General features: G+C 63.8%; 26 protein-coding genes. 16 read left to right on the top strand and 10 right to left on the bottom strand.

The annotated features are described in order from the left end of the window. Positions 1-30 precede the first annotated feature (30 nt). Positions 31-1260 carry an MFS transporter gene (locus tag DUPY_RS24470; protein ID WP_070251751.1) on the top strand — a complete coding sequence of 410 codons (1230 nt, stop codon included), beginning with the start codon at positions 31-33 and terminating at the stop codon, positions 1258-1260. A gap of 106 nt (positions 1261-1366) precedes the next feature. On the opposite strand, the gene DUPY_RS24465 is transcribed toward DUPY_RS24470, so the two are convergent. From DUPY_RS24465 to DUPY_RS24455, 3 genes are all read right to left on the bottom strand, one after another. Then, on the bottom strand, positions 1367-2659 hold the full coding sequence (locus tag DUPY_RS24465) for an MFS transporter (RefSeq protein WP_070251750.1): 1293 nt from the start codon (positions 2657-2659) through the stop codon (positions 1367-1369). Between the two features lie 67 nt (positions 2660-2726). Beyond that, positions 2727-3533, bottom strand: a complete 807-nt coding sequence (locus DUPY_RS24460) for a substrate-binding domain-containing protein (RefSeq protein ID WP_208600098.1) — start codon at positions 3531-3533, stop codon at positions 2727-2729. 15 nt (positions 3534-3548) lie between these two features. Beyond that, the gene (locus DUPY_RS24455; RefSeq protein ID WP_070251749.1) at positions 3549-4640 is read right to left on the bottom strand and encodes a porin; all 1092 of its coding nucleotides are present in this window, start codon (positions 4638-4640) and stop codon (positions 3549-3551) included. A 105-nt stretch (positions 4641-4745) separates the two neighbouring features. Between DUPY_RS24455 and DUPY_RS24450 the strand changes: the two genes are divergently transcribed. Both DUPY_RS24450 and DUPY_RS24445 read left to right on the top strand, forming a co-directional pair. Further along, on the top strand, positions 4746-5657 hold the full coding sequence (locus tag DUPY_RS24450; RefSeq protein ID WP_070251748.1) for a LysR family transcriptional regulator: 912 nt from the start codon (positions 4746-4748) through the stop codon (positions 5655-5657). Positions 5658-5824: 167 nt separating this feature from the next. Continuing rightward, on the top strand, positions 5825-6028 hold the full coding sequence (locus tag DUPY_RS24445) for a hypothetical protein (RefSeq protein ID WP_229255488.1): 204 nt from the start codon (positions 5825-5827) through the stop codon (positions 6026-6028). Positions 6029-6105: 77 nt separating this feature from the next. Here DUPY_RS24445 and DUPY_RS24440 read toward each other — a convergent pair whose 3' ends face one another. Further along, entirely contained in the window at positions 6106-6363 is a 258-nt protein-coding gene (locus DUPY_RS24440; protein WP_070251746.1) for a DUF3297 family protein, read from the bottom strand. A 12-nt stretch (positions 6364-6375) separates the two neighbouring features. Further along, complete coding sequence (locus DUPY_RS24435) at positions 6376-7581, bottom strand: cation:proton antiporter (protein ID WP_070251745.1); 1206 nt, start codon at positions 7579-7581, stop codon at positions 6376-6378. 134 nt (positions 7582-7715) lie between these two features. Between DUPY_RS24435 and DUPY_RS24430 the strand changes: the two genes are divergently transcribed. From DUPY_RS24430 to DUPY_RS24415, 4 genes are all read left to right on the top strand, one after another. Then, complete coding sequence (locus DUPY_RS24430) at positions 7716-8174, top strand: MarR family winged helix-turn-helix transcriptional regulator (protein ID WP_084640880.1); 459 nt, start codon at positions 7716-7718, stop codon at positions 8172-8174. A 19-nt stretch (positions 8175-8193) separates the two neighbouring features. Beyond that, positions 8194-9156, top strand: coding sequence for a LysR substrate-binding domain-containing protein (locus tag DUPY_RS24425; RefSeq protein WP_070251744.1), 963 nt, complete (start codon positions 8194-8196; stop codon positions 9154-9156). Between the two features lie 155 nt (positions 9157-9311). Beyond that, a complete protein-coding gene (locus tag DUPY_RS24420) occupies positions 9312-10607 on the top strand; it encodes a Glu/Leu/Phe/Val family dehydrogenase (RefSeq protein ID WP_070251743.1) in 1296 nt (431 codons plus the stop codon). A 99-nt stretch (positions 10608-10706) separates the two neighbouring features. Next, positions 10707-11939 carry a malic enzyme-like NAD(P)-binding protein gene (locus DUPY_RS24415; RefSeq protein WP_070251742.1) on the top strand — a complete coding sequence of 411 codons (1233 nt, stop codon included), beginning with the start codon at positions 10707-10709 and terminating at the stop codon, positions 11937-11939. A 30-nt stretch (positions 11940-11969) separates the two neighbouring features. On the opposite strand, the gene senA is transcribed toward DUPY_RS24415, so the two are convergent. Beyond that, positions 11970-13184, bottom strand: coding sequence for a selenoneine synthase SenA (gene senA, locus DUPY_RS24410; RefSeq protein WP_070251741.1), 1215 nt, complete (start codon positions 13182-13184; stop codon positions 11970-11972). A 27-nt stretch (positions 13185-13211) separates the two neighbouring features. Between senA and senB the strand changes: the two genes are divergently transcribed. Next, on the top strand, positions 13212-14201 hold the full coding sequence (senB, locus tag DUPY_RS24405) for a selenoneine biosynthesis selenosugar synthase SenB (RefSeq protein ID WP_070251740.1): 990 nt from the start codon (positions 13212-13214) through the stop codon (positions 14199-14201). Next, the gene (selD, locus tag DUPY_RS24400; protein WP_070251739.1) at positions 14198-15244 is read left to right on the top strand and encodes a selenide, water dikinase SelD; all 1047 of its coding nucleotides are present in this window, start codon (positions 14198-14200) and stop codon (positions 15242-15244) included. The genes senB and selD overlap by 4 nt, the downstream gene beginning before the upstream one ends. Positions 15245-15248: 4 nt before the next feature. On the opposite strand, the gene DUPY_RS24395 is transcribed toward selD, so the two are convergent. Further along, positions 15249-16175, bottom strand: coding sequence for a LysR substrate-binding domain-containing protein (locus DUPY_RS24395; RefSeq protein ID WP_070251738.1), 927 nt, complete (start codon positions 16173-16175; stop codon positions 15249-15251). A gap of 102 nt (positions 16176-16277) precedes the next feature. On the opposite strand from DUPY_RS24395, the gene DUPY_RS24390 reads away from it, so the two are divergent. The 3 genes from DUPY_RS24390 (at position 16278) to leuA (ending at position 19669) form a co-directional block, all read left to right on the top strand. Further along, positions 16278-17063 carry an SDR family NAD(P)-dependent oxidoreductase gene (locus DUPY_RS24390; RefSeq protein WP_070251737.1) on the top strand — a complete coding sequence of 262 codons (786 nt, stop codon included), beginning with the start codon at positions 16278-16280 and terminating at the stop codon, positions 17061-17063. A 30-nt stretch (positions 17064-17093) separates the two neighbouring features. After that, positions 17094-17591, top strand: a complete 498-nt coding sequence (locus DUPY_RS24385) for a DUF1993 family protein (protein ID WP_070251736.1) — start codon at positions 17094-17096, stop codon at positions 17589-17591. 383 nt (positions 17592-17974) lie between these two features. Beyond that, the gene (gene leuA, locus DUPY_RS24380; protein WP_070251735.1) at positions 17975-19669 is read left to right on the top strand and encodes a 2-isopropylmalate synthase; all 1695 of its coding nucleotides are present in this window, start codon (positions 17975-17977) and stop codon (positions 19667-19669) included. A gap of 18 nt (positions 19670-19687) precedes the next feature. Here leuA and DUPY_RS24375 read toward each other — a convergent pair whose 3' ends face one another. The 3 genes from DUPY_RS24375 to egtD all read right to left on the bottom strand — a co-directional run bounded on the left by DUPY_RS24375 (position 19688) and on the right by egtD (position 22605). Then, complete coding sequence (locus DUPY_RS24375) at positions 19688-20260, bottom strand: GNAT family N-acetyltransferase (protein ID WP_071651698.1); 573 nt, start codon at positions 20258-20260, stop codon at positions 19688-19690. Between the two features lie 158 nt (positions 20261-20418). After that, positions 20419-21630, bottom strand: a complete 1212-nt coding sequence (egtB, locus tag DUPY_RS24370; protein ID WP_070251734.1) for an ergothioneine biosynthesis protein EgtB — start codon at positions 21628-21630, stop codon at positions 20419-20421. A 9-nt stretch (positions 21631-21639) separates the two neighbouring features. Further along, positions 21640-22605: an L-histidine N(alpha)-methyltransferase gene (gene egtD, locus DUPY_RS24365; RefSeq protein WP_070251733.1), complete on the bottom strand. Its 966-nt coding sequence runs from the start codon at positions 22603-22605 to the stop codon at positions 21640-21642. 153 nt (positions 22606-22758) lie between these two features. On the opposite strand from egtD, the gene DUPY_RS24360 reads away from it, so the two are divergent. The 4 genes from DUPY_RS24360 (at position 22759) to phnE (ending at position 26153) form a co-directional block, all read left to right on the top strand. Next, positions 22759-23634, top strand: coding sequence for a putative selenate ABC transporter substrate-binding protein (locus tag DUPY_RS24360; RefSeq protein WP_070251732.1), 876 nt, complete (start codon positions 22759-22761; stop codon positions 23632-23634). Between the two features lie 25 nt (positions 23635-23659). Beyond that, positions 23660-24505, top strand: a complete 846-nt coding sequence (locus tag DUPY_RS24355) for a phosphonate ABC transporter ATP-binding protein (RefSeq protein ID WP_070251731.1) — start codon at positions 23660-23662, stop codon at positions 24503-24505. 74 nt (positions 24506-24579) lie between these two features. Next, the gene (locus DUPY_RS24350) at positions 24580-25359 is read left to right on the top strand and encodes a PhnE/PtxC family ABC transporter permease (RefSeq protein WP_070251824.1); all 780 of its coding nucleotides are present in this window, start codon (positions 24580-24582) and stop codon (positions 25357-25359) included. Further along, the gene (phnE, locus tag DUPY_RS24345; RefSeq protein WP_070251730.1) at positions 25356-26153 is read left to right on the top strand and encodes a phosphonate ABC transporter, permease protein PhnE; all 798 of its coding nucleotides are present in this window, start codon (positions 25356-25358) and stop codon (positions 26151-26153) included. Before DUPY_RS24350 ends, phnE begins: the two co-directional genes overlap by 4 nt. Positions 26154-26162 lie beyond the last annotated feature (9 nt).

Here is a 26162-nt window from a genome sequence, read left to right as displayed (position 1 = left end):
TACTCAACTCAGCTACCACTCTCGCCAGCCATGCCAACAACAATAAAATCGCCCGCCACCCCGGAATTCTCCCGCTACCAGAAAATCGTCGTCGCCCTGCTCGCCTTCCTGCAGTTTGCCGTGATCCTCGACTTCATGATCATGTCGCCGCTGGGCGCGGTGATCATGCCGGCGCTGGCCATTGGTCCGGCCCAGTTTGGCGTGGTGGTGTCGGCCTATGCGTTCAGCGCCGGTATTTCCGGCCTGCTCACGGCCGGATTTGCCGACCGCTACGACCGCAAGAAACTGCTGCTGTTCTTTTATACCGGGTTTATCCTCGGCACCGTGTGGTGCGGACTGGCGCAAAGTTACGAGGCGCTGGTGATTGCCCGTATCGTCACGGGGCTGTTCGGCGGCGTGATCGGATCGGTGGTGCTGGCGATTGCCACCGACCTGTTCGCGCCCGCCATGCGGGGCCGCGTGATGGGTCTGATCCAGACCGCGTTTGCGGCCAGCCAGGTGCTCGGCATTCCGATCAGTATTTATTTATCGAACCACTGGGACTGGCACGTGCCATTCCTGGCGCTGGCCGGGTTCGGCCTGGTCGGTGGATTGATCGTCGCGTGGCAGATGGCGCCGGTCAATGCCCACCTGGGCAAGCCGCAGGAACACAGCCCGTGGATGCACCTGTATCACACGGTGAAGGTGCCGCACCACCTGCTGGCGTTTGCCACCACGGCGTTGCTGACCATGGGCGGCTTCATGCTGATGCCGTTCAGCAGCGCCTACATCGTCAACAACCTCGGCATCGACATGCAGCATTTGCCCACCGTGTACCTGGTCACCGGCATCTGCACGATTTTTGCGGGACCGATGATCGGCAAGATCGCCGACAGGCGCGGCAAGTTGCCGGTGTTTTTGTTCGGCACCATCGTCTCGACGGTTACCGTGCTGATTTATACGCACCTGGGCCGGATCTCGCTGCCGGTGCTGATCGTGCTCAACGCCGTCATGTTCGTCGGCATCTTCTCGCGCATGATTCCGTTCCAGGCGCTGGCGGCATCGATCCCGCCGCCCACCCAGCGCGGCGCTTTCAACGCCATCAGCGCATCGCTGCAGCAATTGGCCGGCGGCGTGGCCTCGGTGGTGGCCGGCCACATCGTCAGCCAGGCCGCCGACGGCCGCCTCGAGCACTTCGACGTAATCGGCTACCTGATGGTGGCCACGTCGCTCGGCTCGCTGCTGCTGGTACGCAAGCTCAACCAGCGCGCTCATCCATAACTTCGGGGGTCAGTGCCGACATTCGGACATCGCGGAACTTTTTCATTGAAGCGTACTTCAATTCATAAGTTCAAAAATGTCCGAATGTCGGCACTGACCCCGAAGCTTAGTGGCGTTCCTTGACGATGCCCCGATACACCAGCCAGGTCGCCAACAGGCTGATGGCGCCGGCGCCGGCCATCCAGTAGCCGGGGGCGGCCTTGTCGCCGGTGCTTTCAATCAGCAGGGTCGAAACCAGTGGCGTCATGCCGCCAAACAGCGCGGTGGCCAGGCTGTAGGCCAGCGAGAAGCCGGTGGTCCGTACGCTGGCCGGGATGATTTCCGTCAGCGCAACAATGGTGGCGCCGTTGTAGCTGCCGTACAGGAACGACAGCCACAACTCCACCATCACCATGTTCTGGAAACTCGGATGGCCCACCAGCCATGACAGCACCGGATACGCAGTGGCCACCGTCAGCGCCGAGCACACCGCCATGATCGGCCAGCGGCCGATGCGGTCGGACAGCGCCCCCATCACCGGCAGCCAGATAAAGTTCGACAAGCCCACGCACAGCGTCACCAGCAAGCTTTCTTCGGTACTGAGCTTGAGCACGGTTTTGCCGAAGGTGGGCGTATAGACCGTGATCAGGTAGAACGCCACCGTCGTCAACACGATCAGCATGGTGCCGGCTACCACCAGCGGCCAGTTCAGGCTGATGGTCTTGAGCATCTGGCGGAAGGTCGGATGCGACTTGCGCGCCAGGTATTCCTCGGTTTCCTGCAGCGAACGGCGGATGTAGAACACCACCGGGATGATCGAGCAACCGATGAAGAACGGAATGCGCCAGCCCCAGTCGGCGATGAACGCCGGGCTCAAGGTTTCGTTGAGGAAGTAGCCCAGTCCGGCGGAGAAGATGATCGCGACCTGCTGGCTGGCCGACTGCCAGCTCACGTAATAGCCCTTGTTGCCGGGCGTGGCCATCTCGGACAGGTACACCGACACCCCGCCGAGCTCGACACCGGCGGAAAAGCCTTGCAGCAAGCGCCCGATCAGCACCAGGAGCGGCGCCATCAGTCCGATGGTTTCATAGCCCGGCACAAAGGCGATCAGCGCGGTACCCGAGGCCATGATGGCCAGGGTGAGCACCAGGCCCTTGCGGCGGCCGATACGGTCGATATAGCTGCCGAGAATGATCGCGCCCAGCGGACGCATGAAAAAGCCCGCGCCGAAGGTGGCGAAGGTCATCATCAGTGCTGCATATTCACTGCTGGCGGGGAAGAACGCCTTGGAAATATACGTGGCATAAAAGCCGAACAGGAAAAAATCGTACATTTCGATGAAGTTTCCGCTCGTCACTCGGATGACGGTCGCGATGCGCGACGGGGCGCGCACCGGTTTGGCGGTGGATTGAATAGCCATTGTTTTCTATTACCTGATACCTGTAACTTGTTAAAAAATCGTCTGCTGAAAGCTTTACCGGCGCCGCTTACTGCTTCGTTTTGGCTGCCGGCACCAGGCCGGTAGCTTCGATGGCGCCGGCATGTTCCGGCGACGACAGGAACTTCAACAAGGCGCGCCCGGCTTCCGGCTGTTTGGCATCGCGCACCAGCGCCGCCGAAAACTCGGTCATCTGCTGCACGTCCGCCGGCAGCAGGCCGACGATCTCGATGCCTTCGACGGGCATCAGTTCGCTACGCTGTTGGCAGCCGAAGTCGGCCTGGCCATGGGCGACAATTTCGCCGACCGGGGTAGCCGGAATTTTCGCGGCCTTGCCCTGCATCTGCTCGACAATGCCCAGCTTCTTCATCAGTTGCGTCTCGATGTAGACGCCGCTGGCGCTGTCCGAATACGCGACCTTGTTCGCCTTCAGGAAGGCATTGCGCAAGCCCTCGGTGGTGCTGATGTCGGGCTTGGGGGCGCCGCGCCGCACGGCGCAGGCGATCGGCGAGTCGGCCAGCACGACCTTGGTGCCAGCGGCCAGCTTGCCTTCGGCCATCAGCTTGTCGAGCGCATCGCCGACCATGATCACGACATCGATCGGCTCGCCACGCGCGAGGCGCGCGGGAATCGCCTTGGCCGTGGTGCCCATTGAGGGCCCCCACTCGGAGACCAGGTGGTCGCCGCTGGCGCGCTCGTAGTCGGCCGCCAGGTTTTTATAGGCCTGGGCGAAACCGCCCGAGCTGACCACGCGGATTTCGGCGGCATGCGCCGCGCCAGCGGCCAGCAGGGCCAGCGCGACCAGGGCTGGCAGCAAAGGGCGGGATTTGCGCAACAGTGCAGGTTGAAGCGACATCATGTTCTCCTGTAATTAAAATTTTTCCATCAGGCCGAGCGTCATGCCCAGGCCGCGACGGTCGTTGGGGCGGTTGCCGGTCACGCCGGCGGCATCCCCTTGCCACAAGGTGTAGTCCGATTCGAGGTAGACGGTGGTGCGCGGCGACAGCGACTTTTCCAGGTAGGCAAACGCCCGCTGGAAGCCGTCGTCCACGCGGCCGGTGGTGGTGCGCCGCACCTTGAAGTACGCGGTGGTGAGCAGCAGGTCGGGCCTCAGTTGACGGCTCACGCCGGCCGACAGCACGCGCTGGTGCACGGTCTGGCCGGCGCCGGTGTCGGCACGGTTGTAGCCGCCATTGGCCTTGAAGTGCCAGTCGCCGAGCTTGTAGGCGGCGCCCAGCGAGGCGGCGTCGAGCGCGAGATTGTCGCGGTTGCGCAAGCGCATCACCGCGCCGGACACGGCCACGTCCGCCTGCTGGTACGTCAGCCCCCCGCCCCAGGTGGACATGGGCGAGGTGGCGCCAGGCGTCTCGCCGAACGAATACGCAGCGCGCGCCACGACCGGCCCCAGGTTGGTGGTGACTTTCACCGTGTTGTCGAGCCGGTAAAAATTGTCGGCATAGCCGCTGGTGCCGTATTGCTGGCCGAACGAGTGGCGCCCGAATGCGGTATTGCTCATGCCGGTGATGTTGACGTTGGGATTGAAGGAGGCATAGCGGATGCCGAGCGGGTCCACCGTGGAGAGCGCGTCGGAAATCAGGTTGGCCTGGCGCCCCAGGTAAATCGAACCGAGCGGCGTTTTGAGGCCCACCCAGGCTTGGCGGTCGAACAGCTTGTCGGACTTTGCCGAGCTGCCCGTATCGAGATTGAGGCCGCCTTCCAGGCGGTACAGCGCCTGCCAGCCACCGCCCAGGCTTTCCTGCCCGCGCAAGCCCCAGCGGCTGGTCTTGTTGACGCCGCTGCTGACGGTGGGCAGCGCACCGCCGGCGGTCGGCGCATTGTTGGCGCCCAGGTTGTCGACGTAGCGGACGCCCAGATCGGCGATGCCGTAAATTTCATTGCCGTCCTGCGCCAGGCAGGTACCGCTGGCCGCCAGCAGCAGCACAAACATATGACGATGTCGCATCGTGTCTCCGTTTTTCGATGATGCCTTCTTGCCGAGGCTGATTGGTTTCGTATCATCGTAGAAATGGCATAATTTGATAATTGCAATTTTTCCCTGGATTCATGCATGTCACGCATCAATTACGATCTTCCCGACCTGCAGGCATTCGTCGCCGTGGCCGAGCGCAACAGCTTTCGCCAGGCCGCCAATGACCTGTTCATCTCGCAGCCGGCGCTGAGCCGCCGCATCGACAAGCTCGAAGAAGCGCTGGGAGTAAAACTGTTCGAGCGCACCACCCGCCGCGTGCAGCTGACCAACGTGGGCCAGGCATTCCTGGTCAATGTGCGTGACGCGCTCAACGGGCTGGAAGATGCCGTGCTGGGCGTGGCCGACCTGGCGGCGCACCGCACCGGCACGGTCACGCTGGCGTGCGTGCCGTCGGCCGTCTGGCATTTCCTGCCCGATGTCCTGAAACGGTACACCGCGCAATTTCCGAAGATCCGCGTGCGCGTGCATGACGAAAGCGCGCAGGACGTGCTCAACCTGGTGCTGACCGGCGAGGCCGATTTCGGCATCTGTTTTACCGGTGCGGAAAATCCCGAGATCAACTTCCAGCCGATCTACGTGGAAAGCTATGTGCTGGCAATGCGGCGCGACCACCCGCTGGCCGGGCGCAAGAAACTGAGCTGGAAAGACACGGTCGATGAGCGCTACATCTCGGTGGCCAAGTCGAGCGGCAACCGAAGCGTGCTCGACGCCGCGCTGGCCGGCGTGGAAAAGCACCCGTGGATCTCGTGCGAGATCAACCACGTCTCGGGCATCCTGGCGCTGGTGGAATCGGGGCTCGGGGTGGCGGCGGTGCCGGGGTTGTCGATCCTGGCGCAGCGGCAAGGTGCCGTGATCGGCGTGCCGCTGGTCAATCCGTCCGTGAAGCGGACACTGGGCCTGATCTGCAAGCATCAACATGCGATGGCGCCCGCATCGCGCACCCTGTTCGACATGCTGAGTGCAAATATCACCAAGAAGCGCAGGATTTGAAAGGTCGTTTAACGTGCGCTAGCGTACATTACTGCCTCATGATCAAGGATCGTCAAAGTTTCACTATTTTAAAATCACATATAAAAAAACCCAATAAAGTTTCCATATAGAATTATTACGATCTATAATTCCGGGCATCAACTAAAATCTCGAAAGGGAGTATTTGCATGAACCCCAGGAATATGGATGCAGCCTGCCTGCGCGCGTTGCGCCGCCGTGGCCACTCGGATGCGACGATCGTCGCCATGAGCCCCGAAGAAGCGTTTTGTGAATATTGCGCCTATCACGGCATCATGAATTTGCAGCCGAACACGCTGCAAATGCTGGACAAATTGCGCGAGTCGCCGCCGAAGCAGCAGTTAGCCAGCTAGGCAGTCGACCCGGCATAAAAAAACCACCTGCGGTCGCCCGGAGGTGGTGTTTTGGGTCGCTGCGTTGACATCACTGGTTACTTGTAAAACGCGGTCACCACGCCTTTGAGCTTGATCAGCATCGGGTTGCCGCGACGGTCGACTGCTTTGCCGGCCGGGACTTTGATCCAGCCTTCGCTGATGCAGTACTCGTCGACATCCGTGCGTTCTTTGCCGTTGAAGGTAATGCCAACATCGTGTTCGAACACGGCGGCAACGTGGTGCGGGCTGCGCGGGTCGATCGACAGGCGATCTGGCAGCGCAGGCTGTTGTGGGGTTTGGATAGGTTCGTTCATCCCATAATTATATCAGCTGGTTTTGACGATCAACTGCGCGGCGCGCCGCAATTTTGGGTACACCATCGGCACCGTCAGCATGGTGCTGGCGATGGCCATCAATAGCAGCGCCGTAAAGGTCTCGTTGGTGATCAGGCCCTTGTCGAGCAGGATGTTGGAAAAGATGATCATGATCAGCGCCTTGGTCTGCAACAGCCAGCCGATGATGGACGCCTCGCCCTGCCCCCACTTGAGGATTTTGCCGGCGATATGGGTGCCGATCAGCTTGCCCGACAGCGACGCCGCCAGCAGCACTGCCGCCGCCACGAACACGGCCGAGCCGCCTACCGCCCAGTTGGTGCGCAGGCCGGCACTGAGGAAATACACGGGCATGATGGTGATGAGCACGGTCTGGCGCATGAAATCGAGCCGTTGCTGGGCAAACCAGTGCGCGTCCATCACGGCGCCGGCCAGGAACGCCCCCACCATGTAGTGCAGCCCGGCCCAGTCCGCCGCAAACGATACCGCCACCAGCCAGATCAGCGCGACAAACCAGCGGTCGCGCTCTTCCAGCCTGGCCATCAGCAGGCGGAACAGCCAGGTGGCCACCATGAACACCACGATGAAACCCAGTTGGCGCGTGACGCGGTCCCAGTCCAGCATGATCACGGCCAGCACCGCCCAGATGGCGATATCGTCGAGGCTGGCGTAGCGCAGGATGCGCTGGCCGATGTTTTCGCGCAGGATCTCGAGCTTTTCCATCAGCAAAATCAGGATCGGCAGCGCGGTCACCGCGCACGCCATGCCCACGCCCAGCACGAACTGCCACGACTGCGCCTTCGGCCCGATCCAGCCGGCAAAACCCAGCATGCCGAAGGCGGCAATGCAGCCGAACACCAGCGGCGTGCCCAGCGCCAGGCTGGCGGTAATGGTGCTCTCGCGCCGGTGTTCCCAGGCCTTTTTCAGATCGAGCTCGATCCCGGCCAGCATCACGAAAATCATCACCGCCCACCAAGCGATGCCGTTCAACGACTGCACCACCTGCGGATTGAACACGAAGGTGTAGTACTCAGGATAGGCGCGGCCGAGGATGCCCGGCCCCAGGATCACACCGGTGATGATCTGCACGATCACCAGCGGGGCGTAATAGTCGGTGCCGCCCACGCGCCAGATCAGGTATGGCACAGCAAAGATCAACAGCATCGCGATCAGGAAAATTTCGGTGGTACCCATGTGCATGGTGCTGTCCCCGGGTTTTATCATTTATGAAAACGTTATCATAGCTTTGCCAGCATGAACAATGCACAAATAATTAGTTGCGCACTCAAACATTTATCAAGTAGTATTCAATCAAATTACCCAAGGTGCAAGCGATGGACAATCAATATCCGCCAGTGGCGCCCAGCCTGGAATTCACCCTGCGCCTGGCCCGCGCGCAAGCCACGCTGGTGCGCCGGCTCGACCAGGTGCTGGGTGGCTACCATGGCATCAGCTTTGGCGACTTCATGCTGCTGCACTACCTGAGCCGCGCGCCGGGCGGCCGCTTGCGCCGGGTGGACCTGGCCGAGCGCCAGGGCCTGACAGCTTCCGGCGTCACGCGCACCTTGCTGCCGCTGGAAAAAATCGGCCTGGTCGAACGCCAGCAAGACCCGCGCGACGCCCGCGTGGCCTACGCCGCCATCACCCCCACCGGGCGTGAGCTGCTGGAGAACGCAGTGGTCGTGGCCGAGCAGATCAGCCGTGACCTGCTGCGCAGCTGCCCACCGGCGCAACTGGGCGAGATGAGCGCGGCGCTGGGCCTGATCGCCGGCATGAACGCTTCCAACTCCTGACCAGAACGAGAGGATCGTCATGGAAACCAAATGGCTCGAAGACTTCATCTCGCTGGTGGAGACCAATAACTTCAGCCGCTCGGCGGCGCTGCGCCATGTCACGCAGCCGGCGTTTTCGCGCCGCATCCAGTCGCTGGAAAACTGGCTCGGCACCGACCTGGTGGACCGCACGTCGTATCCCACGCGCCTGACGCCTGCCGGCATCGTGTTCTACGAGCAGGCGCTCGAGATGCTGGCGCAAATCAACGGCGCGCGCGACATGCTCCGCTCCAAGCGCGCGGCCGCGCAGAACAGCATCGACCTGGCCGTGCCGCACACGCTCTCGCTCACTTTCGTGCCCAAGTGGCTCACCGCGCTGGAGACGGACTTTGCACCGATCAACAGCCGGCTGATGGCCGTCAACGTCCACGACGCCGTGCTGCAACTGGTCGAAGGCGGCTGCGACCTGCTGCTGTGCTACCACCATCCGCGCCAGCCGGTGCAGCTCGACCCGTCGCGCTACGACATGCTGGTGCTGGGCCGCGAGTCGCTGCGCGCCTACGCCCGCTGCGACAAGAATCGCGTGCCGGAATTCGTGCTGCCCGGCACCCGCAAGGCGCCGCTGCCCTTTCTCTCGTACACCAACAACGCCTACCTGGGCCGCATGGTGGAACTGATCCTCGGTGACGCCAAGCCGCCGCTGCACCTGGAACCGCACTACGAAACCGACATGGCCGAGGGGCTAAAGATGATGGCGCTGGAAGGGCGCGGCATCGCCTTCCTGCCCGAGTCTGCGGTCACGCGCGAACTCAAACAAAAGCAGCTGGCGCGGGCCGACAACCACAGCGCCGACTGGGAGATCGAAATGGACATCCGCCTGTACCGCGAAAAGCCCTCCACCCAGCGGCGCGGCAAGGCCATCGTGGGCCGCCTGTGGGATTTTCTCGAGCAGCGCCAGAACGACAAGGCACCGCGCCGGCGCGCGCCAGTTTCAGAAAGGTAGTAAAAATATCGTAACTATGCGTCTTTTGCATAACCGAATGCGCAGACGGCATTGGCCGCTCCTGCGGTGCAGTCCTATGATTCGACACACCGGAACAACGCCAAAAGCCTGGTTCCCACAACACGAATTCTCGACGAATCCACAGGAGCACACGCATGACCACCGCGCACCAGCAGCACGTACTGCCTTCCTACCTCAATCCCGACGACCTGGGTCCATGGGGCGTCTACCTGCAGCAGATCGACCGCGTGACGCCGCACCTCGGCTCGTTGTCGCGCTGGGTGGAAACCCTCAAGCGCCCCAAGCGCATCCTGACCGTGGACGTGCCGATCGAGCGTGACGACGGCACCATCTCGCACTACGAGGGTTACCGCGTGCAGCACAATATGTCGCGCGGTCCGGGCAAGGGCGGCGTGCGTTTTCACCAGGACGTGACGCTGTCGGAAGTGATGGCGCTGTCAGCGTGGATGACGGTGAAAAATGCGGCGGTCAACGTGCCCTACGGCGGCGCCAAGGGCGGTATCCGGGTCGATCCGAAAACCCTGTCGCGCAACGAGCTGCAGCGCCTGACGCGCCGCTACACCAGCGAAATCAGCCTGATCATCGGACCGAACAAGGATATCCCGGCGCCCGACGTCAACACCAACGAACAGGTGATGGCCTGGATGATGGACTCGTACGCCATGATCGAAGGTAATCTGTCCACCGGCGTGGTGACCGGCAAACCGATCTCGCTCGGTGGCTCGCTGGGCCGCCGCGAAGCGACCGGCCGTGGCGTGTTCGTGGTGGGCCGCGAAGCCGCCGCGCAGCGCGGCGTGGCCATCGAAGGCGCCCGCGTCGCCATCCAGGGTTTCGGTAACGTGGGCGGCGTGGCCGGCACCATGTTCTCCGATGCCGGCGCCAAGGTGATCGCAGTGCAGGACCACAACGGCACCGTCGTCCACCAGGGCGGCCTCGATATCGCCCAATTGCACAAGCACGTGGCGGAAGTGGGCAGCGTGGCCGGTTTCCCCGGCGCCGAAGCGTTCCTGGACCGCGATGCGTTCTGGGACATCGAGTCCGACATCCTGATTCCGGCCGCGCTGGAACAGCAAATCACGGCGGACAACGCACCGCGCATCCGCACCAAGATCATCCTGGAAGGCGCCAACGGCCCGACCACGCCGGAAGCGGACGACATCCTGACCGACAAGGACGTGCTGATCGTGCCGGATGTGCTCGCTAACGCCGGCGGCGTAACTGTGTCATACTTCGAATGGGTACAGGACTTCTCGAGCTTCTTCTGGAGCGAGGACGAAATCAACGCCCGCCTGACGCACATCATGCAAGACGCCTTCAAGTCTGTATGGGCCGTGTCGCAGGAGAAGAAGGTAACGCTGCGCACCGCGACCTTCATTCTCGCCTGCACCCGGGTGTTGCAGGCCCGCGAAGTTCGCGGTCTGTACCCTTGATGTAAAGAACAGCTTCACATTGCGCCTGCACCGGTTCACGCCCGTGCAGGCGTTTTTCGCTTTAAAAATAATAATTTATACATACACGATAAGGAAACCATGAGCACCATTGAACAGAAGGCACTGGCATACCACCGTGCCGGCCGCGCCGGCAAGATCGCCATCGAAGTGACCAAGAGCGTCGCCACCCAGGAAGACCTGGCGCTGGCTTACTCGCCGGGCGTGGCTGCACCGTGCATGGAAATCGCCCGCGAGCCGGCCAAGGCCTACGAGTACACCGCCAAGCGCAACCTGGTGGGCGTGATCACCAACGGTTCGGCGGTGCTGGGTCTCGGTAACATCGGCGCGCTGGCCGGCAAGCCGGTCATGGAAGGCAAAGTGGTCCTGTTCAAGAAGTTCGCCGGCATCGACGCCTTCGACATCGAAATCGACGAAAGCGATCCCGACAAGCTGGTCGAGATCATCGCCTCGCTGCACCCTACTTTCGGCGGCATCAACCTCGAAGACATCAAGGCGCCCGAGTGCTTCTACATCGAGCGCAAGCTGCGCGAACGCCTGCCGATCCCGGTCTTCCATGACGACCAGCATGGCACCGCCATCGTCGTTGGCGCCGGCATGCTCAACGCCATCGAGATGACCGGCCGCGATATCGCCACGGTGAAAATCGTGTGCTCGGGCGCTGGCGCCGCTGCCATGGCCTGCCTGGAACTGCTGGTGGACCTGGGCGCGCAAAAGCACAACATCTTCGTTTGCGACAGCAAGGGCGTGCTGTCCACCGTGCGTCCGCTCGACGGCGAAAAACTCGAATGGGCGCGCGAAACCTCGTTCACCACCCTGTCCGAAGTGATGGCTGGCGCCGACGTGTTCCTCGGTGTGTCCGGTCCTGGCGTGCTGTCGCAGGCCGACATCGTGGCCATGAATCCGCACCCGATCGTCTTCACGCTGGCCAATCCGGAACCGGAACTGCGCCCGGAACTGGTGCGCGAAGTGGCGCCGGACGCCATCATCGCCACCGGCCGCTCGGACTATCCGAACCAGATCAACAACGCGCTGTGCTTCCCCTACCTGTTCCGCGCGGCGCTCGATTGCGGCGCCTCGACCATCAACCAGGAAATGAAGCGCGCCTGCGTGGTGGCCCTGGCCGACATGGCCCGCTCGGACGCGCGCTTCGGCAAGGACTACGTGGTGCCAGGCCTCCTGGACCCGCGCCTGCTGCGCGGCGTCACGCCGAAAATCGCCACCGCAGCGTACCGCAGCGGCGTGGCCCGCAAAGAGCTGATCGAGTCGGAATACGCGGACGACCTGGTTGAACTGGGCGAATCGCTGATCTAAGCTGTCGTTATCGCACCTGCGCCGTGCCGCTCAGCGCGGCAAGGCGCAGGTGCGCAAACCGACGAACATGTCGTCACGCTCCGGCGTGTAAAAATTGCGAAAGCGCGGCGAGATAAACCGCGCGGGCGTGGCGAACGACGCGCCGCGCAGCACCTGGTGGCTGGAAAACCACGGCTGCGAATACTCGCGGTAGCGGTCCGGCTCGAAGCCCGGGTAAGGCTCGAACGGCGTCGCCGTCCACTCCCACAACTGGCCCCAGCGAAACGCCGGGTGGCCCGATACCGCAGCGAACTCCCATTCCGCCTCCGTCGGCAAACGCCGTCCCGCCCAGGCACAGTAGGCCAGTGCTTCGTGCAGGGTGATGTGCCGCACCGGCTCGGCGCCGTCGAGGTCCGCCAACTGTCCGAAGCGCACGGTGCGCCACTGGGCGCCATCGCGTTGCCAGTAGCGTGGCGCGCTGCGGTCCTGGCGCAGCAGCCAAGCGGCGCCTTCCTGGTTCCAGAACTGTCGGTTGTCATACCCGCCGTCATCGACGAACGAGGCGAATTGGGCGTTGGTTACCAGGGTGCTGTCGATGGCGAACGGCTTGATGTCGAACCGGTGCGGCTGGCGTTCGTTGTCGAACACGAAACCAGGCCCCGATGCCGGGGCACCCAGCTCGAATGCCGCGCCGGTGAAGCCGATCTCCGATGGCGCATAGCCCGGCTTTGGCTCAAAGTTCGTCGGCAGCAGGTCGTGCGGCGCGGCCAGCCCCAGCGTCTGCAAGGTGTAGTACAAGGCTTCGCCGTGCATGTCTTCGTGCGCCAGCGCCAGCCGGTACGGGTACAGCGCGGCATCGTCGTGCGGTTCGCGCGCGAGCTTGTCGAGCACCCGGTCGAGCACTTCGTGACAATAGGTCTTCAGCTGCGCGGCAGGCGGCAAGTCCAGTGTCCAGCGGCTGCGGTGCGGCACCAGCGCCGAATCGAACCAGTCGTCGCCGCGCGTGAGCAGGCAGTTGCCGTTGCCATCGGCCGGGTGGCTGGACGTGGCCTCGCGCAGGATGAACCATTCGGCGAACCAGGCGGTGTGGCCGATTTCCCACAGCGGCGGATTAATCGTGCGCAGGTACGGAACGCGCGCGGGCGCATCCATGCCGGCGGCGGCAAAGCAGTCGAACAGCCGCAGCGTATAATCGCGGGCCAGTCTCAACGACTGCGCGAGCTGCTGTGGCGTGGCGGTGCGAAACGAACAGGGGCTGGTATTCATGCGGCGATTGTAACGGGAAAATCTTTGATGCCACGACAGCATATCTGGATCGTCGGCCCCGCTGCGGCGGGCGCCAACAACGGCAACTGGCAAAGCGCCAGCCGCTGGGCCCGGTTTTTGCGCACGCGTTACCGGGTGACGCTGGCGCAGCAGTGGCCGGGCGCCAGCACCGAGGCGCCACCCGACCTGCTGATCGCGCTGCACGCGCGCCGCTCGGCGCCATCGCTCGATGCGTGGACGCGCGCCTTTCCCGACCGCCCTTCCCTGCTGCTATTGACCGGCACCGACCTGTATCGCGACATCGCGGTCGATGCCGACGCCCAGCGCTCGCTGATGCAGGCCACCGCGCTGGTGCTGCTGCAACCGGCCGGCCGCACGCTGCTGCCCGCAGCGCTGCGCGCCGGCGCCCACGTGATCTACCAGTCCGCGCCCGCGCTCAAGTCGCTGCCGGCCGCGTCGCGGCGCCACTTCGACATCGCCATGGTGGGCCACCTGCGCCATGAAAAAGATCCGCTCACCTTCATGCGCGCCGCAACGCTGGTGCAGGCACCGGCCGCGCGCCTGGTCCATATCGGTGGCGTGCTGGAACCGGAGCTGGCCGAGGCCGCGCAAGCGACCGCTGCGCAGCAGCCGCGCTACCGCTGGCTGGGCGCCATGGAACATGCGGCCACCCGCCAGCGTCTGAAACGCTGCCACGCAATGGCGCTCACTTCGCACATGGAGGGCGGCGCCAACGTCATCATCGAGGCGGTAACGGCCGCTGTGCCGGTGCTGGCAAGCGACATCAACGGCAACCGCGGCATGCTGGGCGACGACTACGCCGGCTATTTTCCGGCGGGCGACGCCGCCGCGCTGGCGCGGCTGATCGACCGCACCATCGAACAACCCCACTTCTACCAGCGGCTGCGCGACCAGTGCGCGGCGCGCGCGCCATTGTTTGCGCCAGCGGCCGAGCGGGCAGCATTGCTCGAGTTGGTGGATAATCTGCTGAACCCCCATCAAGGAACCAATCCATGAGCAACGACGCTATCAAACTGACCTCCTTTTCGCACGGCGGCGGCTGCGGCTGCAAGATCGCGCCCGGCGTGCTGTCCGAGATCCTCAAGAATTCCAGCGGCTTCCCGGTGCCGAAAGAGCTGCTGGTCGGGATCGAGACCGCCGACGATGCGGCCGTCTACCTGCTCAACGACGAGCAGGCGCTGATCGCCACCACCGATTTCTTCATGCCCATCGTCGACGACCCGTACGACTTCGGCCGCATCGCCGCCACCAACGCCATCTCCGACGTGTATGCAATGGGCGGCACGCCGATCATGGCGCTGGCGCTGGTCGGCATGCCGATCAATAAGCTGCCGGTGGAGACCATCGGCCAGATCATCAAGGGCGGCGAATCGATTTGCGCCGAAGCGGGCATTCCGATCGCCGGCGGCCACACCATCGATTCGGTGGAGCCGATCTACGGCCTGGTGGTGATGGGCCTGATCCACCCGTCGAAAATCAAGCGCAACGCCGATGCGCGCGCCGGCGATGTGCTCATCCTGGGCAAGCCGCTGGGCGTGGGGGTGCTGTCGGCCGCGCTCAAGAAAGACCAGCTCGATGCGGATGGCTATGCGGCCATGATCGCCAACACCACCAAGCTCAACAAGCCAGGCAAGGCGCTGTCCGACATGGCCGGCGTGCACGCGATGACCGACGTCACCGGCTTCGGCTTGCTGGGCCACCTGCTGGAGCTGGCGCGCGGCGCCAAGCTCGAGGCGCAGCTGGACATGGACGCAATTCCGCTGCTGCCGGGCGTGGAGCAACTGGCCGCCGACGGCTACTTCACCGGTGCGTCGGGCCGCAACTGGGAGGCCTACGGCAAGGACGTCGACCTGGCGCCGACGATTTCCGCCGCGCGCCACGCGCTGCTGACCGACCCGCAAACCTCGGGCGGCCTGCTGGTGTCGTGCGATGCGTCCAGCGTCGCTGACGTGCTGGCGCTGTTTGCGCGCGAAGGCTTTGGCGACGCGGCTGTTATTGGCCGCATGGCGGACGGCGTACCACGCGTGAAGGTGACCTAGGCCGTCAAACGCGGACCGGCGATGTCGCCGGAACCTCCTGCATCGACGGCCGGATCACGCGCGCAATCCAATTCAGCACCATCTCCACCCGCGGCGCCAGGTGGCGGCGCTGCGGCAGCAGCAGCGTCACCGGCACCGGCGGCAGACGCGACGCCGGCAGCACCTCCACCAACTGCCCGCTCTCGATCAGCCGGCGGTTGGTGGCCAGCGCCCCCTGCATGATGCCCAGGCCATGCAGGCACGCGGCCTGCATGAACGCCGAGTTATTCACCGCCAGCGCGCTGCGCATCGGCACCGCCTGCGGCACGCCATCGACCATGCAGTGCAGCGCGGCTTCTTCGTTGCGCAGGTTGTTGGCGTAGTACACCAGCCGGTGGCCGGCCAAGTCGGCCAGCGTGTGCGGCGTGCCGTATGCGGCCAGGTAGGCTGGACTGGCGAGGTTGCCCATAGCCAGCGAGCCCAGTGGCCGCGCCACCAGGTCGGAGTCGGGCAGCGCGCCTAGCCTGATCAACGCATCGAAGCCTTCGCGCACCATGTCCACCCGGCGGTCGTTGGTACTGATGCCCAGGTCGAGCTGGGGGTGGGCCGCCAGCAGTGCCAGCAGGTGCGGCATCAGCATCTCCTGGGCGAACAGGTTGGGCATGTCGATGCGCACCCGGCCCCGTATCTCGCCGCCGGCCAGCTGGAACATGCCCTGCAACTGCTCGGCGTCGGTCAGCAACTCCTTGCAGCGCACCAGGAATAATTCTCCCTCCGGCGTGAGCCGCACGCTGCGCGTAGTGCGTTGCAGCAGCCGTCCACCTACCTTGCTTTCCAGCGTCTGCACCACGGTGGAAACGCGGCCCTTGGCAATGCCCAGCTGTTCCGCGGCCCGGGTGAAACTGCCCAGTTCGGCCACGCGGCAAAAAATTCTCAGTTCGGACAAGTCCACAATTGTTCTTTCTCAGGAAACAGTCATTTCATTTTAAACCGGTTTATCAGCTCCCAGCAGAACGCTACAGTGATCGCCTCTTTCACTGTTCGAGGAACTGCCATGACCAGCACCGCATCCACCCAACTCCCATCACAACGCATTGCGCTGATTACCGGCGCCAACCGTGGCCTGGGCCGCAGCACGGCGCTGCACCTGGCGCGCCAGGGTGTTGACGTCATCATCACCTACCTGAATGGCGCCGCGCAGGCCGTCGACGTGGTGGCCGAACTACAATCGCTGGGTCGCCGCGCCGTGGCGCTCCAGCTAGACGTTGGCACATCCACAAGCTTCGCCGGTTTTGCCGTCCAGGTACGCGACGCGCTGGCCGCCAACTGGCAGCGCGAGCAGTTCGACTTCCTGGTCAACAACGCAGGCGGCGGCCTCAATGCCTCGCTCGCCGAGACCACCGAAGAGCAGTTCGACCTGATGATCAATACCCACCTGAAGGGCACATTCTTCCTCACACAAAAGCTGCTGCCGCTGATTGCCGATGGCGGCCGCATCCTGAACACGTCGTCTGGCCTGGCGCGCTTCACCTTCCCCGGCTACGCCGCCTATGCGTCGGCCAAGGGCGGCATCGACGTACTTACGCGCTACATGGCGCTGGAACTGGGCGCGCGCGGCATCAGCGTCAACGCCATCGCCCCCGGCCCGGTGGAAACCGACTTTGGGGGCGGCGCCGTGCGCGACGACAGCGCCCTGAACCAGCAACTGGCCTCGATGACCGCGCTGGGCCGCACCGCTCAACCGGAAGACATCGGCGCCACCGCCGCCTCGCTGCTGACCGATGGCAGCGGCTGGATCACCGGCCAGCGCATCGAAGCGTCCGGCGGCCTGCTGCTGTAATATCTGCTTTGGGAAAATCAAGGAGCAGGTATGTTAACGACCAGGTTGTTTCTGCATTATCTGGCGCAGCTGAAGAAGCTGCTGACGATGGCCGAGCAATTTGACCCCGGCGTGGGCAGCCGGCGCCTGCATCCCACCATGTTTCCGCTATTGCAGCAGGCGCGCACGGCGATTGGATTTACCTTGCGCAGCACCTGTCCGCTCGCCGGCCGTGAGATCGTCTCGTTCAGCACCGACCACGACAGTTTTGCCAGCGTGCACGCGCAGCTCGATGCCACCGCCGCTTACCTGGCGGCGATTCCCGATGCGGATTTTGTCACGCCAGTGCCGCTTGTCGCCACGACCGCCGGGTTTGCTGGCCTGGCGCTCGAGAGTGACGAGTATTTTCTGATGTACGCGGCGCCCAATTTCTTTTTCCATTATTCGATGGTGTATGCGATTGCGCGCCAGGCCGGGGTGCCGATGGGCAAAGCGGATTTCGATGGCTTTCACCACTACCCGTCCGGCTTCTCGTTCGAGTCCGCGTAACAAATCCTTGACAGCGGGGCTTGCAATCTCGTACATTTAGGTCATGACTTCGCATCTGCACCTATCCGCTTTCCTGCTGCCGTACGCTAGCGCCCTATCGCTAGCGGCGCGCCTGCTAGCACGCGCTTAATCAAGCGCTTCAGCTGTACCCGTGTCGGCCATAAGCCACACAGTCTCCCAAACCCAGGAAAGTTTGCACCGATGTTGACCCCGGCCACCCATGCTCCATCCCGCACCGGCGATTTTTTCGCTAAGCTACTGCTGAAGCTACCGATCGGTTGCCTGGCCTAGCGTTCCGTGGCCGCCCGGCAGCCGCCCGCCACACCGCGCCAGCCATCCGCCGGCACAGCACTTTCCAAACATTCGAGACCCAGGAGCACCCCATGATGTTGCAGAACCCAGCAGCGAAATATCGCGCCTTCCCCGCCATCCAGTTGTCGGATCGTCAATGGCCCAACAACGTGATCAGCAAGCCGCCGATCTGGATGAGCACCGACCTGCGCGACGGCAACCAGGCGCTGATCGAGCCGATGAGCATCGAGAAAAAGCTGCGCTTCTTCGACCTCCTGATCAAGGTGGGCCTCAAGGAAATCGAAGTGGGCTTCCCGTCCGCCTCGCAAACCGATTTCGATTTCGTGCGCCGCCTGGTGGAAGAAAAACGCATTCCCGACGACGTCACCATCATCGTGCTGACCCAGTCGCGTGACGAGCTGATTCGCCGCACCGTGGAATCGGCCGTGGGCGCCAAGCGCGCCATCATTCACCTGTACAACTCGGTGGCGCCGGTGTTCCGCAAGGTGGTGTTCGGCATGTCGCGTGAAGAAATCACCAACATCGCCACCACCGGCACCAGGCTGGTCAAGGAATTGATCAAGCAGCACCCGCAAACCGACTGGGGTTTCGAATACACGCCGGAATCGTTCTCCACCACCGAGCTCGATTTCTCCAAGCATATCTGCGACGCCGTCACCGCCATCTGGGAGCCGACGCCGCAAAACAAGATGATCATCAACCTGCCATCGACGGTCGAGTGCAGCACGCCCAATATCTACGCCGACCAGATCGAGTGGATGTCGCGCAAACTGGCCCGCCGTGATTCGCTGATCATCAGCGTGCACCCGCATAACGACCGCGGCACCGCCGTGGCTTCGGCCGAGCTGGCCGTGATGGCTGGCGCCGACCGCGTCGAAGGCTGTTTGTTCGGTAACGGCGAGCGCACCGGCAACGTCGACCTGGTCACCCTGGCGCTCAACCTGTACACGCAAGGCGTGCACCCGGGCCTCGATTTCTCCGACATCGACGAAGTGCGCAAGTGCGTGGAAGAATGCAACCAGTTGCCGGTGCACCCGCGCCACCCTTACGTGGGCGACCTGGTCTTCACGGCCTTCTCCGGCTCGCACCAGGATGCGATCAAAAAAGGCTTTGCGCAGCAGAAGGATGGCGCGCTGTGGGAAATTCCGTACTTGCCGATCGACCCGGCCGACCTGGGCCGCAGCTACGACGCCGTCATCCGCGTCAACAGCCAGTCGGGCAAGGGCGGCATGGCTTATTTGCTGGAACAGGACTACGGCCTGGTGTTGCCGCGCCGCCTGCAAATCGAATTCTCGCGCGCAGTGCAAGCCGTGGCGGACCAGACCGGCCTGGAAATCACTGCTGACGGCATTTACGAGATCTTCAGCCGCGAGTACTTCGAGCAGAACCAGCCGTACGCCTACCAGTCGCACAAGATGGTGGAAGACACCACCAGCGACGAGCCGGTGCAGATCGATATCGCCCTCGCCCACCGCGATGCCGCCGTGTCGCTCAAGGGCGCCGGCAACGGTCCGATCGACGCGTTTGTCGATGCGCTGGGCCTCGATATCAAGCTGATGGACTACCACGAGCACTCGATCGGCTCGGGCGCCAACGCCAAGGCGGCATGCTACGTGGAACTGCGCCTGGCCAACGGCCCGACCCTGTTCGGCGCGGCCACCGACAGCAATATCCTGACAGCCTCGTTCAAGGCGGTGCTGAGCGCGGTGAACCGCCAGCTCAATGCCATCGAGGCAGCGCAGGCCAAGGACGCCATCGCTGCCTGATCAGGCCGGTAATATTGTCTAGATCGTCTGGTCGAAGCCGGACGATGCCACCGACGAGAGCAGATCGCTCTCGTCTTTTTCATTGGTCAGCTTCTTGTCCATCAGAATATCGTCGTACGGCACGCCGTCGACGATCAGCGCGCAGTGCTCGCGGCCATACACTTTGAACCCCAGCGACTCGTACAGGTGGATCGCGGCGGCATTGCCGACCGTGACCGCCAGCGTGACCTTGGTCACGCCCTCCATGGTGGCAATACACTCCATGGCCTGGTTCATCAGCTGGCGTCCGACGCCGGTGCCGCGATACGCCATATCGACCTGCATGCCCCGGATGAAGGCCTTGTGGCGCAGCTTGATCTGCGCTTCGCGCCCCACTCCCACCATGCCCACCAGGCGGTCGCCATCGAAGGCGCCGAAACGGTTGCGGCCGGCTTCGGACGCAAAATACGCTTCCGTCACCGACAGCGGCGTATTGCATTCCTCTTCATAGCTGGAAGTAAAGGCGTTGGGGGTTTCTCGCAGGCCGGACAGGCGCAGCGACTGGAACGCTGCCGAGTCCGCAGGAGTTAAGCGTCGGATGTGAATAGGCATGGTAAGAAGTAAAGTAAATGATTGAAAGCGATTGAAAAGATGATTAAATTATCATTTACTTGATTAACAATAGCAAGCGAACGGGCGCGAAAGAGCGAGCGTTGCCCCGCTTTCGGTGAGAATACTCGTCAATTTGAGTGATAGTACGTAGCGCGTGCTCAGTGTCGGCGCGCCAGACGCAATCCCGTGAACTGCCAGCGGGCGCCGGCGGGGAAGAAATTGCGGTAGGTGGCACGCGTGTGGCCGTCAGGGGTGGCGCACGAAGAGCCGCGCAGCACGTACTGGTTCAACATGAACTTGCCGTTGTATTCGCCCAGCGCACCGGGTGCGACCTGGAAGCCAGGATACGGCGCGTAGCTGCTGCTGGTCCATTGCCAGCAGTGGCCGAACATCTGCTGCAAGTGCGTCGATGCAGAGGCGACTTCCCATTCAGCTTCGGTGGGCAGGCGTGCGCCGGCCCAGTGGGCGTAGGCATCGGCCTCGAACAGCGACAGGTGGGTGGCGGGACGGTCAAGGTCGAGCGGTTGCGCGCCGTGCAGCGTGAATTCGGTCCAGGCGCCCTGCTCGTCCTGGTGCCAGTAAAACGGCGCCTTGATGCCTTGCGTGCGTACCCAGTCCCAGCCTTCCGCCAGCCACAGCGCGGCATTGAAATAGCCGCCGGCGGCCACAAAGGCCAGGTACTCGCCGTTGGTGACCAGGCGCGAGGCCAGCTGGAACGGCGCCACGTACTGCTTGTGGCGTGGCAGTTCGTTGTCGAAGCAAAAGCCGTCGCCCGCGTGGCCGATCTCGGCCAGGCCACCTTCAAAATTTACCCATGCCACTGGCGCTGCCGCCGTTTCGACCGCACGCGGCGCGTCGAGGTACGCCGGCAGCAAGGCGCTTTGCGCCAGCAGGTGCTTGACGTCAGTGAGTATCAATTCCTGGTGCTGCTGTTCGTGCTGCAGGCCCAGCGTGATCAACATCTCGAGCACGGCGCGCTGCTCCGCTTCGAGTTCGGCCGCCAGCAGGCGCGCCATGCGCGCATCGACATCGGCGCGGTAGGCGCGCACCTGCGCCATCGCCGGCCGCGTGAGCAGGCCGCGCTGGGCGCGCGGATGCTTGTCCCCCACGCCGTTGTAGTACGAATTGAACAGCACCCGGAACGCCGGGTGGAATGGCGCAAAATCTGGCTCCATGCGCTCGAGGATGAAGGTCTCGAAGAACCAGGTAGTGTGCGCCATGTGCCACTTGACCGGGCTGGCGTCGGGCATCGATTGGGCGCCGCAGTCCTCGTCGGACAGCGGCGCGGCCAGCGCCAGCGTGTGGGCGCGCACCGCGCTGTAACGGGCGTCCAAAGGCATATCGGTCAGTTGCGGCGGGCGCATGTCCATCAGGACTCCTCAGTCGGGGATGACGCGGGCGTGGATCACGGCGAACCAGTTGTTCTCGTCGGTCCATACCCGGTTGGTGGCAAAGCCGGCTTGTTCGAGCAGGCTGACGAACGACTGCCGCGTGTATTTATAACTGTCTTCGGTGTGGATGCGCTCACCGCTGGCGAAGTGGCGCTCGTGGCCGGACCAGCGCACGGTGACGGCGCTGCGCGCCTCGAGGTGCATTTCGATGCGCTTGGCGTGCGGGTTGAAGAAAGCGTGGTGCTGCCAGTCGCGCACATTGAAGTCGGCGCCGACCAGGTGGTTCACGTGGCGCAGCATGTTCAAGTTGAAGGCGGCGGTGACGCCGATGGCATCGTCATAGGCCGCATCAAGCACCGCGCTGTCTTTCACCAGATCGACGCCGATCAGCAGGCCGCCGTCGTCGCCGGCATTGGCGCGCAGGCCGCGCAAGAAGGCGATGGCCTGTTCCGGCGAAAAATTACCGATCGACGAGCCGGGGTAGAAGAACAGGCGGCGTTTGGCGCGCACGCTGTCGGGCAGAGCAAAGCCGCCGGAAAAGTCGAGCCCCAGCGGCGTCATCTCGATGTGCGGGAAGCGCTGCTGCAGGCGCGTGACCGACTCGGTGAGGAAGTCGCGCGAGATATCGACCGGCACGTACTGCGCCGGTTGCAGCAGCGGGAACAGGCCGGCCGCCTTGGCGCAATTGCCCGCGCCCAGGTCGATCAGCGAGACGCCGGTGCCGATATCGTGCGCCATGGCCGCGCCATGGACGTCGAAAATCGCCGCCTCGGTACGGGTTGGATAGTATTCGGGCAGCTCGCAGATCGCTTCGAACAGCCGGGAACCGAGGCTGTCGTAAAGGAACTTGGGAGAAGTATGGGCCTCGTTGGCCAGCAGGCCGGCGGAAATTTCGGCGATCACGGCGGCGCTGCCATGCGCGCGCGCGGGAAGTTCCGTGCGGGTTGTATGCATATGTTGCTCTGCCTTTAGGGGTAATGCCGGTCTGCACGAGGCCCATGGGGCGAGAGCCGACTTTTTGTTATCATAGCCGAATCTGCATTCTTTCGCGGCACGCACAAAAACACTGTGCGGCGTTTCACCCAACTCACCCATAGGGCTTTCCACATGAAATTTTCTTCCTTGAGCACCATTAAATCGGTGCTGGCCGCCGGCTTGCTGGTTAGCGCCGCCTTTGCCCAAGCGCAATCGGCTAATGGCGTGTTCCGCGTGTCCGCGATTCCGGACGAATCCCCGACCGAACTGCAGCGCAAGTTCAAGCCGCTGGGCGACTACCTGGAAAAGAAAATCGGCATGAAGGTGGAATTCACCCCGGTGACCGACTACGCCGCCTCGGTCGAAGCGCTGATCAACAAGAAGGTGGACATGGTGTGGTTCGGCGGCTTCACCTTCGTGCAAGCGAAAGAACGCAGCAAGAACCAGGTGACGCCGCTGGTGCAGCGCGCCGAAGATGAAAAATTCCGCTCGGTGTTCATCACCACCCAGAAAGACATCAATAAACTCGAAGACCTGAAAGGCCATACGTTCACCTTCGGTTCGGAATCTTCCACGTCGGGCCACCTGATGCCACGCTCGTTCATGCTGGCCGCCAAGATCAATCCCGACACCGACTTGAAGCGCATCGCCTTCTCCGGCCAGCACGACTCCACCGTGGCAGCGGTTGCCGGCGGCAAGGTCGATGCGGGCGCCCTGAATATCTCGGTCTGGGAAAAACTGGTCGCCGAGAAAAAGGTCGACCCGGCCGTGGTGCGCGTGTTCTACACCACGCCTGGCTACTACGACTACAACTGGAGCGTGCGCACCGACATGAACGCGGACCTCAAGAAGAAGCTGACCGATGCCTTCCTGGCGCTCGATCCGAAGAACCCGCAGGACAAGGTGATCATGGACCTGCAACGCGCATCGAAGTTCATCCCGACCAGGGCTGAAAACTACACCGCCATCGAAGCTGCCGCGCAAAACGCCGGCCTGCTGAAGAAGTAATCCGCAGCCATCCACACAGTCCTGCATGCCGACCTACCATTTGCACCGCCTGACGGTGCGCCATCGCGGCGCCTCGTCAGGTGCGCCAACAGGCGCCCCCCTGCCCGCACTGCGCGATCTCTCGCTCACCATCGAACAGGGGGAGCAACTGGCATTGATCGGCCCCTCGGGCGCCGGCAAGACCACCTTGCTGGCCACCCTGGCGTGTGCGCAGCAGCCCTATGGGGGCACTTTTACCATCTTCGATCAAGACCCGTGGGCGCTCGGCAATGCTGCGCGCCACCGGCTGCGCGCGCGCCTGTTCCTGGCGCCGCAAACGCCGCCGCTGCCGCCGCGCCAGCGCGTGGTGACGGCGGTGCTGGCCGCGCACCTGCCGCAGTGGAGCATCTGGCGCGCACTGGCCTCGCTGTTCAAACCGGCCGATCCGCAAGCGGCGTGGCAGGCGCTGTCGCGCTTTAACCTCGGCGATAAACTTTACTCGCGCGTGGACCGCCTGTCGGGCGGCGAACGCCAGCGCTGCGGCCTGGCGCGCCTGCTGCTCGCACCGGCCGAAGCGCTGCTGGTGGACGAGCCGCTGTCCGCGCTCGACCCGGTGCTGTCCGAACTCACCCTCACGACGTTGCGCGAAGAAGCGGCCGCCCGCAACGCCACCCTGGTATGCAGCCTGCACCAGGTGGAGCTGGCGCTGGCGCATTTTCCGCGCATCGTCGCGCTGCGCGCCGGCCGCATCGTCTTCGATCTGCCGCGCGCGCAGGTCACGCCGCAGATGATCGCCGAGTTGTACCAGGGCGAATCCACCACGCCGGCACCGGCAGCGCCGTCGGAGCCGCAGACCATGCTGGTCAAACCCGGCGCCGGCGCCTGCCTGTGACCGCGACGGCCCGCCCCGTGTCGGCGCAGTTGCCCGCCCATCTGCACCGCGACCCGGCGTGGCGCGGCCGCGTCATGGCCTGCCTGCTGGCGCTTGCCATCCTGTGGCCAATGCTGGTCCTGAGCGAATTCAAGCCGTGGATACTGTGGGACTGGCAAAGCCTGGCCGCCACCGGCCGCTTCCTGTCCGACTTCCTGGTGCCCGCGCACAGCCCCGAGTTCCTGCAACTGCTGCTGCGCGAAACCTGGCAAACCGTGGCCATTGCCACCGCCGGCCTGGCGCTGGCGCTGGTGGTGGCCATTCCCGCTACCCTCATCATCACCGACCGCCTGTCGATCTCGGCGCTCGGCACCGGCCGCACGCGCCTGCCCGCGCGCCTGCTGCGCCAGGGCGTGCGCTGGCTGTTGATCTTGCTGCGCAGCGTGCCGGAACTGGTCTGGGCGCTGCTGTTCGTGCGCATCATCGGCTTCGGCCCCACGGCCGGGGTGCTGGCCATTGCCCTCACCTACTGCGGCATGCTGGGCAAGGTCTATGCCGAAATTCTCGAATCATCGGACACCCACAGCACCGACACCCTGCTGACCAACGGCAGCGGCAGGCTCGCTGCGCTGTTGTACGGCGCGCTGCCGGAATCGGCCTCCGAACTGATGTCGTACACCGTGTATCGCTGGGAATGCGCGATTCGGGGCTCGGTGGTAATGGGCTTCGTGGGCGCCGGCGGCCTGGGGCAGCGGATGGACGAATCGATGAAGATGATGGCCGGCGCCGAAGTGTCGTCGATGCTGCTGGTGTTCGTGCTGCTGGTCGCGCTGGCCGACCTGTTTTCCAGGATCTTGCGCAGGCGGCTCGGATGAAACAGCATTCCCACATGCCCAAGCCGCCGCCGCGCGACTGGACCATCATCGCGCTGATGGTGCTGCTGGTCGCCCTGGTGGTGGCCAGTTTCGCCTCGCTGCCGCTCAAGTGGCGCGACTTTTTCACGTTCGACGCCATCAACAGCGCCACCGAACTGCTGGCCGGCTTCGCCCCGCCCGAGACGTCGACCCCGTTCCTGGTCAAGACCGCGTGGGCCACGCTGGAAACCATGTCGATGTCGGCGCTCGGCACGCTGCTGGCGGTCATCGCCGGGCTGGCGCTGGGGCTGCCAGCGTCGGGCCGGCTGGGCCAGGGGCCGCGCGTGCTGGTGCGCGCCCTGCTCAACGTGCTGCGCTCGATTCCCGAGCTGGTGTGGGCCTCGATCCTCCTGATCGCCGCCGGCCTGGGGCCGTTCGGCGGCACGCTGGCGCTGGCCGCGCACACGGCCGGGGTGCTGGGCCGGCTGTTTGCCGATGCGCTGGAAAACGCCGCACCGGGGCCAGAGCAAACGCTGCGCACCAACGGCGCCACCGCCGCTGCGGCGTTTTTCTACGCCACGCTGCCGCAAACGCTGCCGCAAATGCTGTCGTACACGCTGTACCGCTGGGAGAACAATATCCGCGCCGCCGCCATCCTGGGCGTGGTGGGGGCCGGCGGCCTCGGACAAATGCTTAAATACCACCTGTCGCTGTTCCAGATGCAGCAGGCGGCCACCGTCATCATCGCCATGCTGGTGCTGGTCGCCGTGGTGGACGCCGCCAGTTACGCGCTGCGGCGCGCCCTCACACGATAGTCCACTCAC

It is taken from the genome of Duganella phyllosphaerae (assembly GCF_001758785.1).
GTDB lineage: Bacteria > Pseudomonadota > Gammaproteobacteria > Burkholderiales > Burkholderiaceae_D > Rugamonas > Rugamonas phyllosphaerae.
Note: the sequence above shows the minus strand (reverse complement) of the source record. Positions and strands in the feature narration are given on the sequence as shown.

Bases quoted from the DNA above. Each gene is read 5' to 3' on its own strand.
- DUPY_RS24470 (WP_070251751.1), top strand. From the start codon at position 31: ATGCCAACAACAATAAAATCGCCCGCCACCCCGGAATTCTCCCGCTAC.
- DUPY_RS24465 (WP_070251750.1), bottom strand. From the start codon at position 2,659: ATGGCTATTCAATCCACCGCCAAACCGGTGCGCGCCCCGTCGCGCATC.
- DUPY_RS24460 (WP_208600098.1), bottom strand. From the start codon at position 3,533: ATGTCGCTTCAACCTGCACTGTTGCGCAAATCCCGCCCTTTGCTGCCA.
- DUPY_RS24455 (WP_070251749.1), bottom strand. From the start codon at position 4,640: ATGCGACATCGTCATATGTTTGTGCTGCTGCTGGCGGCCAGCGGTACC.
- DUPY_RS24450 (WP_070251748.1), top strand. From the start codon at position 4,746: ATGTCACGCATCAATTACGATCTTCCCGACCTGCAGGCATTCGTCGCC.
- DUPY_RS24445 (WP_229255488.1), top strand. From the start codon at position 5,825: ATGAACCCCAGGAATATGGATGCAGCCTGCCTGCGCGCGTTGCGCCGC.
- DUPY_RS24440 (WP_070251746.1), bottom strand. From the start codon at position 6,363: ATGAACGAACCTATCCAAACCCCACAACAGCCTGCGCTGCCAGATCGC.
- DUPY_RS24435 (WP_070251745.1), bottom strand. From the start codon at position 7,581: ATGCACATGGGTACCACCGAAATTTTCCTGATCGCGATGCTGTTGATC.
- DUPY_RS24430 (WP_084640880.1), top strand. From the start codon at position 7,716: ATGGACAATCAATATCCGCCAGTGGCGCCCAGCCTGGAATTCACCCTG.
- DUPY_RS24425 (WP_070251744.1), top strand. From the start codon at position 8,194: ATGGAAACCAAATGGCTCGAAGACTTCATCTCGCTGGTGGAGACCAAT.
- DUPY_RS24420 (WP_070251743.1), top strand. From the start codon at position 9,312: ATGACCACCGCGCACCAGCAGCACGTACTGCCTTCCTACCTCAATCCC.
- DUPY_RS24415 (WP_070251742.1), top strand. From the start codon at position 10,707: ATGAGCACCATTGAACAGAAGGCACTGGCATACCACCGTGCCGGCCGC.
- senA (WP_070251741.1), bottom strand. From the start codon at position 13,184: ATGAATACCAGCCCCTGTTCGTTTCGCACCGCCACGCCACAGCAGCTC.
- senB (WP_070251740.1), top strand. From the start codon at position 13,212: ATGCCACGACAGCATATCTGGATCGTCGGCCCCGCTGCGGCGGGCGCC.
- selD (WP_070251739.1), top strand. From the start codon at position 14,198: ATGAGCAACGACGCTATCAAACTGACCTCCTTTTCGCACGGCGGCGGC.
- DUPY_RS24390 (WP_070251737.1), top strand. From the start codon at position 16,278: ATGACCAGCACCGCATCCACCCAACTCCCATCACAACGCATTGCGCTG.
- DUPY_RS24385 (WP_070251736.1), top strand. From the start codon at position 17,094: ATGTTAACGACCAGGTTGTTTCTGCATTATCTGGCGCAGCTGAAGAAG.
- leuA (WP_070251735.1), top strand. From the start codon at position 17,975: ATGATGTTGCAGAACCCAGCAGCGAAATATCGCGCCTTCCCCGCCATC.
- DUPY_RS24375 (WP_071651698.1), bottom strand. From the start codon at position 20,260: ATGCCTATTCACATCCGACGCTTAACTCCTGCGGACTCGGCAGCGTTC.
- egtB (WP_070251734.1), bottom strand. From the start codon at position 21,630: ATGGACATGCGCCCGCCGCAACTGACCGATATGCCTTTGGACGCCCGT.
- egtD (WP_070251733.1), bottom strand. From the start codon at position 22,605: ATGCATACAACCCGCACGGAACTTCCCGCGCGCGCGCATGGCAGCGCC.
- DUPY_RS24360 (WP_070251732.1), top strand. From the start codon at position 22,759: ATGAAATTTTCTTCCTTGAGCACCATTAAATCGGTGCTGGCCGCCGGC.
- DUPY_RS24355 (WP_070251731.1), top strand. From the start codon at position 23,660: ATGCCGACCTACCATTTGCACCGCCTGACGGTGCGCCATCGCGGCGCC.
- DUPY_RS24350 (WP_070251824.1), top strand. From the start codon at position 24,580: ATGGCCTGCCTGCTGGCGCTTGCCATCCTGTGGCCAATGCTGGTCCTG.
- phnE (WP_070251730.1), top strand. From the start codon at position 25,356: ATGAAACAGCATTCCCACATGCCCAAGCCGCCGCCGCGCGACTGGACC.